This window comes from Protofrankia sp. CiP1_Cm_nod1, from assembly GCF_920888515.1.
Lineage (GTDB): Bacteria > Actinomycetota > Actinomycetes > Frankiales > Frankiaceae > Protofrankia.
In genome coordinates this window covers 1-9,620 of record NZ_CAKKTM010000390.1, presented here as the reverse complement: position 1 = coordinate 9,620, position 9,620 = coordinate 1, and the positions used below count along the sequence as shown (strand labels likewise).

Below are 9,620 nucleotides of genomic sequence, written 5' to 3'. Positions count from 1 at the left end.
GGCCAGCGCGTTGGAGCCGCTGGCGATCATCCTGTTACTGAGCTCGCTGCGGTTGGGCCATGTTGACGTAATTTCCCAGCCAGAACGAATCATGCCTTCCAGGAGGGTCTCCCAGCCCGTAGACGCCTCGCCTGAGTCATTGGTCTCGCTCTGCTTGAAGGCATACCAGACCGTGATCGGAAAATCAGCGCTCGCAGGCTTCCGTGCCTGTCCGAAGACGCTGCGAAAGCCGTCCTCGAAGAACGAGCGCGCATCGTCCTTCCCGTGCCGGTACGGGTTCGCCACAAGTTCTTCGGTCTTTGGTACGAGCATCGTGGCCAGCAGGTCAGGATGAACCGACCGGAGGCACCGGCGGAGCCAGACATAGAAGAAGTCCGACAAATCGGAGTATCCGATGTTGTCGTAGTATGGCGGGTCCGTGCTGATGAGCAACCCGCTGTACGACCTGGACGCAGCGTCCGCCTGTTGTACGGTGCCTGGTCGCCTACCGACAAGATGTTCAAGCACTTCGGCCTCAGATTGGACGACGGCCGTAAGCCCGCCGCCAGCAGCCGTCAACGGGTTCGCCTCGGCGTAGTCCCAGGTCATCGGCACGGCTTGGCGCTGGAACGAGCCGCGCAGACGGTCCATACCCGACTCCCATCCGCACATCGTGTTGTTGCGGGCGAGGGCCTTGCTCACTGAGAAGCCGAGGTAGGTGGCGACGGCGTCGGCGTACGCCTCGGTGTCGCCGTCGGCGAGGACCCGTTCGCGGGCGTCGGAGACCAGGTCGCTGAAGGTGGTCAGGGCTACGAGCTGGCGGCTGGTAAACAGGTCCGCCCAAGACGTCATGCCGTAGTTCGGCGTCTTGAAATCGCGGGGATTCTTAGGAAGTTCGCCGCCCGGAACATCGTCGGGCCGCTTCACGTCTGCGGCCTGGACCTGATCGTCTGTGGGTGCGAGATAGATTCGCTGGCGGGTGCCCTCAACAACGACCGCCATGAGTTGCGCCTTGATCCTCTGAGCCTTGCCCTCGGCTCGGATGTAGTTGAGCGGAACGGTCGTCTCGCATGCGATGCAGTAGCTCCCGGTCCGACCAGCCGTCCCATCCGTCGACGGTGCACCAGACTTGTCGTGTCCGATGGTGAATGCGACCCGATGCCCCGAGGGGTGGGTGGGGTCGGGGACGACGGACGGGACGACGTACGACTCTTTGCCCTTTTTCTTGCCCAGCCACCAGGAGCGGACCAGGGGCATCTCGATGCCGCAGGCGGGGTTGGGGCAGGTGACGGTGCGGGCCCAGATCCAGGCGATGACTCCTGCCTTGGTGCCGTCGGGGAGGGTGGCCCTGGGGTAGAGGTGGCCGATGCGCTTCTCGGCCTCGTCGCGCATCCAGGCGCCATAGGCGCGCACGTCGGCGGCCAGGCCCTCGGCGCCCTTCCAGGCGCGAATCTCGGAGCCGGCCAGGCCGGGGTAGACGGGGGGCTGGTCGCGGAACTTCGGGGGGATCTCGATGAGCGCCTTGTTGATGAGGACGGCGACGGGGTTGAGGTCGGAGGCGTGCGCCTCCAGGCCGAGCCGCTGGGCCTCCAGGGGGATGCTGCCGCCGCCGGCGAAGGGGTCCAGAATCGGTGGCGGGTTGCCGTTCGTGGACTTCAGGATCTCCTCGCGGGCCTCCCGCAGGAGCTTCTCGTCGCGGGTGTTCTCCCAGACCACGAGTCGCTCGATGAGGTGGTGCAGGCGATCCCGCTCTTTCCGTTGCAGTTCCTCGGTGGGGAACTCCTCGGGCCGCGCGCTCGGATCGTCGACGAGTTGGGCGAAGAGGACGGCTCGGGCCGCCGCGAGCGGCCTTCGCGCCCACCACAGGTGCAGCGTGGAGGGGTGTCCGTGCCGGATGGACTTCTCCCGGGCCGACTCCCGGTTGATCGCCTCCAGCGGCAGCGCCACCTCGATCAGCTTCCGCGCCTGCACCATGCCCCCGGCCCCTCTACGCCCCCGACCCGGGCAACCACCCAACGTCGTAACTGAACATAGTGGCGGGTCCCTACATGTTCAGGGCAAACGGGTGCACCGGTGTCAGAACGGGGTGCTGCCCTTGGCCCACATCCTGGCCCAGTCGCCGCGCAGGCCGGTGGCCTCGAAGTTGCCGAGGTCGGTGGTGGCGAAGGGGGCGTCGAGGTAGCGGACCTCGTCGTGCCGCGCCCCGCGCGGGTCGACCCTGACGAGCGCGAGCCGGTAGCGCGGGGCGGCGTTCTTGCCGGTCATCACCTCGTTGTGGGTGACGAAGAAGTCGGTGGCGCCGTCGAGGCGGGCCTTGACCTCGATGCGGTAGGTGTCGCCCTGGGCGTCGGTCGAGAGGATGTCGAAGCCGGGATTGTTGAACGCCTGCTCGACGGGCTGGCGGCCGAGTTCTCGCTCGCGCGCCATGACGAGGTCGACGCCGCGGCGCTCGATCTCCCTGGTCTCCTTGGCGTGCATCGGCGCGGACGGCGGCAGTTCGTCCTCGAACATGCTGACGGGCAGCACGAGGGCGGCGGTGACGAGGCGGGGCGGCCTGGTGGACATGAGCTGCTGCTGGTCGAGCAGCTCCAGGCGCCTACGGAGCCGGAGGTCGAGCTCGACCGCCTTGCGGCCCAGGCTCTCCGACGACTCCCTGGGCCGCTCGCCCTTCCGTTCGTTCTCCGAGGCGATCGCCGCCTCGAACAGCAGGCGTTCGCTCTCCGCGGTGAGGCGCTTCGTGACCAGGTCGCGGGCTTTCGTCAGCTCCGCCAGCCGGCGGGGCCGGACCTCGGCGAGGTATGCGGGGAGCCGGTTGGCGATGATCCAGCTCGTGGCCGTGTCCTCGGCCTCGGCCAGCCACGCAAGGGCACGCGCGGCGTCGGTCGCCGGGCTCGCGGGAGCCGCGACGCAGTCCAGGTACGGCGCGGGGCCGGCGGGGCTGACGGTGCCGTAGCCGTCGACGTAGGCGTAACCGAAACGGCGCGCCACCGACTCGCCGGTGGCGTCGGCGACCTCCTCGACGACGCCGACGAGCAGGTGTGGCTCGTCGAGGGTCGAGGACACGAGCACGGTGCCATGGTTCAGCGCGCCGCCGAACCGCCGGACGGTCTCGTCCATGACCGCGTCGTGGAGCGGGTGCCCGGGCGCGAGCAGGTCGGCCCGAGCGAGCCCGTCGGGCTGGGCGTGGGCAAGGTCGAAGGCGACCCGGTCGTACTTCGTCGCGATCGGCCCCCTGCCGGCCGAGCGGATGTGCTGGGGCACGTTCGCGATCTCGTAGCGCCCCCGCTCACGCCTGGCGATCCGGCCACCGAGACGGGTGAAGGCCGCCTTGAACGCCAGCTCGATGTAGTGCGGCTGGAGCCGCCGGGCGCGAGCCTCGTCCATCGCCGCGCGCAGCCGCTGGAGGTCGGCCTCGGCGAGGTGCTCCGACGCGAGCGCCCGCTCCTCGAGCAGGTCCCTGAGGCCGTCGCCGACGCTGGCGTCGATGACCTCGTGCATCCTCGCCTTCACGTCGGGGCGCTCGCCGTACTGGATGGCGTCGAGCAGGAGGGTGCGCAGCGGGATCTCGGAGAAGGCCTCGCCGAGGACGTCGAAGACCTTGCCGCCGTAGTCCTGGCGCATCTGGTCGAGCTTTCCCAGCAGGCGGGTGAAGACCTCACCCTCGCGGGTGTTGGACGCGACGAGGTTCCACAGCCGGCAGATCTCCTCCTGGCCGATGCGGTGGACGCGGCCGAACCGCTGCTCGATGCGGTTGGGATTCCACGGCAGGTCGTAGTTGACCATCAGATGGGCGGCCTGAAGGTTAAGGCCCTCGCCGGCGGCGTCGGTGGCGATCAGAATCTGGACGTCGCGGTTCTTGGTGAACTCCTCGGTGATCTGGCGACGCTCGCCGCGGCGTACGCCGCCGTGAATGGCCCTGACCGTGTCGGGCTTGCCGAGCAGCGATCCGATTCTGGCCTGGAGGTAGTCGAGGGTGTCACGGTGCTCGGTGAAGATGATGAACTTCCGCGGCCAGCCGTTCGCGTCGGTGGTCAGCGCGTTGTCCTGGAGGATGTTCGACAGCTCGGTCCACTTGCGGTCGGTGCCGGCGTCGCGGACGAGCCTGGCGGTCTTCACCAGCTCGGCCAGCTCGATCAGCTCGGCGTTGAGCTCCGCTACCGTCTGCGCCGCGGTGGCGGCGTCGAGCAGGTCCTCCTCCAGCTCCTCGATCTCCTCGGCGTTGAACTCGTCGGCGTCGATCGCACTCCACTCGACTGCCGGGTCCGGCTCGCGGTAGGTGCCGTTGAGGATCTCCTGCCGTTTGCGCTCCAGGCGCTCGCAACGGCGCACAAGGCTCTTGTAGATCGCCTCCGGGCTGGAGGCAAGCCGCCGCTGGAGAACGGTGAGGGCGAAGCCGACGGTGTTCTTGCGCTTGCCGCCGACCCGGTCGGCCCGGTTCATCCCCTCGCGGACGTAGTGGGTGACGTCCTCGTAGAGGGCGTACTCCGACGCGGTCAGCTCGTAGGGAACGGTCTCGGCGACGCGTTCGGGGAAGAGCTTCCTGCCCTCGAAGGTGAGCAGGTCCTCCTTGACCATGCGGCGCATGATCCCGCTGGTGTCCGTGGTCTTCTTCTGCCTGCCCTCGAACCGGTCCCGATCGAGCAGCGTGAGGAAGAGCTGGAAGTCTTCCTCCTTGCCCGAGTGCGGGGTCGCGGTCATCAGCAGCAGATGGCGGGTGATCTCGCCGAGGAGCTCCCCGAGCTGGAAGCGCCTGGTCTTCTCCAGCTTGCCGCCGAAGTAGTGGGCGCCCATGCGGTGGGCCTCGTCGACGATGATCAGATCCCATTCGGTCTCTCCGAGCTGGGCCTGGAGCCGCTCGTTGCGGGAGAGCTGATCCATCCGTGCGATGAGGAGCGGGTAGGTCTCGAAGACGTTGAGGTTGACCTGGGAGTCGATGAGCTGGCTGGTCAGTAGATCGAAGCGGAGGCCGAACTTGAAGAAGAGCTCGTCCTGCCACTGCTCCACGAGCCCGCCGGGCGCGACGATGAGGCACTGCTTCACGTCATCGCGCAGCAGCAGCTCCTTGATGTAGAGGCCGGCCATGATCGTCTTGCCGGCGCCGGGGTCGTCGGCGAGCAGGAAGCGCAGCGGGGTACGCGGGAGCAGCTCGCCGTACACCGCGCGGATCTGATGGGGGAGAGGCTGCACGTCACTCGTGGCGACGGCGAGCATCGGGTCGAACAGCCCGGCCAGCGAGATGCGCTGCGCCTCGGCCGCGAGCTTGAAGTCGCTGGCGTTGGCGTCGAAGGCGCGGCTGCCGGTCTGGGCGACGCTGAGCTTGTCCTGGTCCTTGCGGAAGACGACCTGCTGGCCGAGGCCGCCGGCGGTGGTCTTGTAGGTCAGTTCGAGCGCGTCGGAACCGTGCCATTGCGCGGCAATGACCGTGATGACCTCGGCGGGGATGAGCCCGTCGACGCGCAGCCCTGGCTTGAGCTCCTCCAGCAGCACGACCGACCTCCCCCTGATAAGACAGCCGGCCAACGCTACTGGAACGGTCCGACAGCCCGATGCGCCGCCTCCGGATCCCAGCCACCGACGCACTGGCGGACCGCGGCACCCGAACCCACCAGGCCTGCGGAACGTGTGTTCGATACAGTGAACGATGCTGCAGCCCCGGCCCTCATCCGGCATCGCGGCTGTGGGCCGACCTGCCTACAAGCAGGCAATCGGACGCTGAGCAAGCGTATCTTCAGTAGCCTGACGCCTGCGAGATCAAACCGGTGACGGCAGGAGGGGGCCAGATGGTCAGCCATCTCATCTCCTTCTCGCTGCTCGATGCGGACTCCGTCCGCGCGGCGATCGACGGCGGAGAGACGCTGTCCGTCGAGTTCAAGGGCGAGGAACGTCAGTCACTCGGCGACCGCGAGCTGATCGAGGCGGTCGTCTGCCTGGCCAATAGCCACGGTGGCCTGCTGCTTCTTGGCGTCGAGGACTCCGGCTTGGTCACTGGCGCTCGACCGCGGCATGGCAACCGTACCGATCCGCAGCGGCTGCAGGCGCTCATCGCGAACTCCACGCAACCCCCAGTACAGACGGCTGTGTCCACGATCGAGATCGACGGTACGCCCGTGCTGTGCGTCCAGGTAGAGAACAGCCCACGTATCGTCGGAACCACCCGCGGGATGTACCAACGACGGGCGATCGGTGGCGATGGAAAGCCGACGTGCATACCGATCCACGCACACGAGATGCTCGCGCACGAGATCGACCGAGGAGCCGTCGACTACTCGGCGCTTCCGGTGCCTGACGCAACCTGGAACGACCTGGACCCGCTGGAGTTCGAGCGATTTCGCCGGCTGATCCGGGAATCGGCCGGCTACGGGGACCGCGTGCTAGCCGATCTTGATGACCATGATGTCGCGCGCGCCCTCGGTCTACTCGAGCAACGCGGCGGCACGACCGTGATCTGCGCCGGCGCACTGCTCCTGTTCGGTCGAGAGGACGCGATCTGCCGCTGCCCTTCTACAGGTCGGCGACTCGGAGGTCCGGCGGCAGCTCGCGCGGATGGTCGACCGTGGCCTCGTGGAAGCACGCGGCGGAGGTAAGGGGCGTACCTGGCATCTCACCGCCGCTGTCTACCGCGAACTTCGCGAACCCGCCGCCTACGTCCGGGTGCATGGCTTCGACCAGGCTCAGCAGGAGCAGATGGTGCTCAGCTACGTCGCGGCCCACGGCCAGATCACCCGAGGCGAGGCAGCCGACCTGTGCTCGCTGTCCCCCGACCAGGCGTCGCGACTGCTGCGCCGGCTCGCCCGGGACGACGGACCCTTGGTAGCCAGCGGTAGCCGTCGCTGGACGGCCTACACGCACCGCGCATAGTTCTATACGCACCCAGGGAATCCTTCACGCGCGCGTATAGCTACACGCGCGTGAGCGCCGTCGATCGGAAACGCGTTCTACGCCAGCGCCGCCGCCTCATGCCCTGCCATAGGCATCACATTCCGTGCTCAGGAAACGTGCTCAGGCCTGACTGCAACGACAGAAGCCACGGTACGGTACGTCAGGGTCGTCATCGGACAGATCATCGATCAGGTCATCGAGGACGGCTTCCTCCTCTACTCAGCGCCGGTGCGCGCCCAGCGCGTCACCCAGATCCGGGTCGAACCGCGCACGGACCTGACGGCCGGTGAGCTCCGCGGGTTCCGGGCAGGCGACAACGGTCCGTAGTTGTCCGGGGTGTCCGGTGGACTGAGCGTTGATGATCTCCGCCGTCGGTTCGACGTCGCGTTCGTCCTGCCGGCGGGCCTGACCCCGTAGTGCGTCGTGGACACGTTCGGTCACGTCGGCGTCGTGCCAGCGGGCGAAGTAGTAGCAGACCGTCTGCCAGGGCGGATAGTCCGACGGCAGTGCCCGCCAGGCACAGCCGGTGCGCACCACGTAGAGGATCGCATCGACCAGGTCAAGGCGGTCGTGCTTCTCCCACCGACCCACCACCGCAGCCGGCGGTGCGACCAGCGCCCATTGGGAGTCAGACGGATCAGACGGCTACCGGTGACGGTGAGCATGCGGTATCCGCTCGCCGTCACCCGTCAGCCGGTCCCGCCAGGGCATGTTCCCGTGACCGTAGCCCGTATCACACACCTCAGGCGTCACGGTCCGCTACCGATGGGGTATTTTCAAATATTTTCTTTACGTTCGGGTGCTATCGTGACCACCGGCTGATGACTATGTCGTTATGCCGTATACGCTGCACGCGCTTGGTGACCGCTGGGGAGGGCACGCGCGCCTGGCGGGCCAGTTCGGACATCACATGATCTACGGACCGGCGTGCGGCTCGGCCAGCGGTCGGGCGTTCACCCTGTCGATCGGCCGTCGCTTTGATGGCCAGTCACTCGGATCGCCTGAAATCCCCAAGGTATTGTCCGGCGAATCCTTCAACAGGCCATGGAAAACACGTCGCCGGGCCTCAACTCTGCTTACCCGCCCCACGCGGCGGCGGCCGACGTTGTAGTGGCCGTGTCGGCGGCCCGCTATCCGGCCGAGCCGTCCGTCGGTCTACCCAGGCCGGGCCGCCAGCGGCCGCCTGACGTCCTGTCCGACGTCCCGGTCGGCGTCTCAGTCGACCTCGAGGACAGCACGGCGGCGTCGGATGCGCCCGTCGAGGTAGCCTGCGGCCAGCTCGCCGACCGCGTGCCAGCTGGCGTGTGGGTGGTCGGCCGGGGTGAGCCGGCCGGCCGCGACGAGCCCGACCAGCTCGCGTAGGTCGTGGCCGAGCGGCCAGCGGCCCCAGTAGCCCTGCACCCGTCTGCGCGCCGGGTTCGCGAGGGCGTCCGGCGCGAGGACCGTCGGCTCACCGGAGATCGCGCCGACGGCGATCGCCACCCCGCCCTCGCCGAGCAGCGACACGGCGCCGGCGAGGAGAACGCCGCCGGCCCCACAGGAGCAGGTCGGCGCGGTGGTCACCGCTGGCGTCGACACTTTCCCGCGCGCGTTCGGCGCGGCCGCGGCCTGTGTGACAGCTCCACCAACGGAATCAAGGGCTGGTGGGGCTGGTCAGTGCGTCTGGCAGGCGCGGCGTCGGGAACACGCCGAGCAGGTAGGCAGGGCGGGCCCGGCGTCGAGAACGACTTTTCGGGCGGAGCTTGACGGATCGGCCGCCAGCCTCCATGGTTAGCTACATGAGTAACGAACCGACGAACCGCAGTATGCGGTGGTCGGCGTGAAGGACGACGGACGGCCGCTGTTCCTGCAGATCGCCGAGCAGATCGAGAACGCGATCGTCGACGGCAGCCTGGCCGCGGACACGCAGGTGCCCTCCACCAACGAGCTCGCGGCCTTCCACCGCATCAACCCGGCGACCGCGGCGAAGGGCATCAACCAGCTCGTCGCCGACGGGATCCTCTACAAGAGACGAGGGATCGGCATGTTCGTCGCCGCCGACGCCCGCGCGCAGCTGCTGGAACGCCGGCGCGAGAACTTCACGCGGCAGTACCTCACCCCGCTCATGGCGGAGGCGGACAAGCTCGGCATGGGTGCCGAGGAGATCAAGAAACTGATCGAGGCCTGGGAGCACAAGCGATGAACGTGGTGCGGATGGCCGGGGTGACCAAGCGCTACGGCGACGTCGCCGCGCTCGACGGCGTGAGCCTCGAGCTGGCCGAGAACACGATCCACGGCCTGCTGGGCCGTAACGGGGCCGGGAAGACGACGGTGATGCGGATCCTCACCGGGCAGGCGTTCGAGACCGGCGGGGAGGTGGCGGTCTTCGGGCAGCACCCGTACGAGAACGCCGACGTGCTCTCCCGGATGTGCTTCATCAAGGAAAGCCAGCACTACCCGGACAAGTTCCGGGTCAAGCACGCGCTGCGGGCCGCGGAACTGCTCTACCCGCACTGGGATCCGGCGTTCGCCGCGTCGCTGCTGGCGGACTTCGCGGTGCCGGTCGACCGGCTGCTCCGCAGGCTCTCGCGGGGGCAGCTGTCCGCGGTCGGGGTGATCATCGGGCTGGCTTCGCGGGCCCCGCTGACCCTGTTCGACGAGCCCTACCTCGGCCTCGACGCCGTCGCACGGCAGCTGTTCTACGACCGGCTGCTGGCCGACTACGCCGAGCACCCGCGCACGGTCGTGCTCTCCACCCACCTGATCGACGAGGTCAGCGACCT

7 protein-coding genes and 1 pseudogene are annotated in these 9,620 nt (G+C 68.1%); 4 read left to right on the top strand and 4 right to left on the bottom strand.

Going from position 1 to position 9,620, the window contains the following annotated elements; genetic code table 11:
- Positions 1–1,953, bottom strand: a 1,953-nt coding sequence (locus tag NBX02_RS17630) for a DUF1156 domain-containing protein (RefSeq protein ID WP_250292274.1), incomplete at its 3' end; no start/stop codon positions are given.
- 102 nt (positions 1,954–2,055) lie between these two features.
- On the bottom strand, positions 2,056–5,466 hold the full coding sequence (locus tag NBX02_RS17625) for a helicase-related protein (protein ID WP_250292273.1): 3,411 nt from the start codon (positions 5,464–5,466) through the stop codon (positions 2,056–2,058).
- A 293-nt stretch (positions 5,467–5,759) separates the two neighbouring features.
- On the opposite strand from NBX02_RS17625, the gene NBX02_RS17620 reads away from it, so the two are divergent.
- Positions 5,760–6,563 carry an ATP-binding protein gene (locus tag NBX02_RS17620; RefSeq protein WP_250292271.1) on the top strand — a complete coding sequence of 268 codons (804 nt, stop codon included), beginning with the start codon at positions 5,760–5,762 and terminating at the stop codon, positions 6,561–6,563.
- Complete coding sequence (locus NBX02_RS17615) at positions 6,541–6,837, top strand: DNA glycosylase AlkZ-like family protein (protein ID WP_250292269.1); 297 nt, start codon at positions 6,541–6,543, stop codon at positions 6,835–6,837. Before NBX02_RS17620 ends, NBX02_RS17615 begins: the two co-directional genes overlap by 23 nt.
- Before the next feature lie 240 nt (positions 6,838–7,077).
- On the opposite strand, the pseudogene NBX02_RS23345 reads toward NBX02_RS17615, so the two are convergent.
- Positions 7,078–7,479, bottom strand: a pseudogene (locus NBX02_RS23345) (transposase); the annotation flags it as partial.
- 594 nt (positions 7,480–8,073) lie between these two features.
- Complete coding sequence (locus NBX02_RS17605) at positions 8,074–8,436, bottom strand: hypothetical protein (protein ID WP_250292266.1); 363 nt, start codon at positions 8,434–8,436, stop codon at positions 8,074–8,076.
- A gap of 232 nt (positions 8,437–8,668) precedes the next feature.
- Between NBX02_RS17605 and NBX02_RS17600 the strand changes: the two genes are divergently transcribed.
- Together NBX02_RS17600 and NBX02_RS17595 are read left to right on the top strand one after the other, a co-directional pair.
- A complete protein-coding gene (locus NBX02_RS17600) occupies positions 8,669–9,040 on the top strand; it encodes a GntR family transcriptional regulator (RefSeq protein WP_445548508.1) in 372 nt (123 codons plus the stop codon).
- Positions 9,037–9,620 (top strand): ABC transporter ATP-binding protein (locus NBX02_RS17595; RefSeq protein WP_250292262.1); only part of this gene is annotated, 584 nt, incomplete at its 3' end. The genes NBX02_RS17600 and NBX02_RS17595, both read left to right, overlap by 4 nt.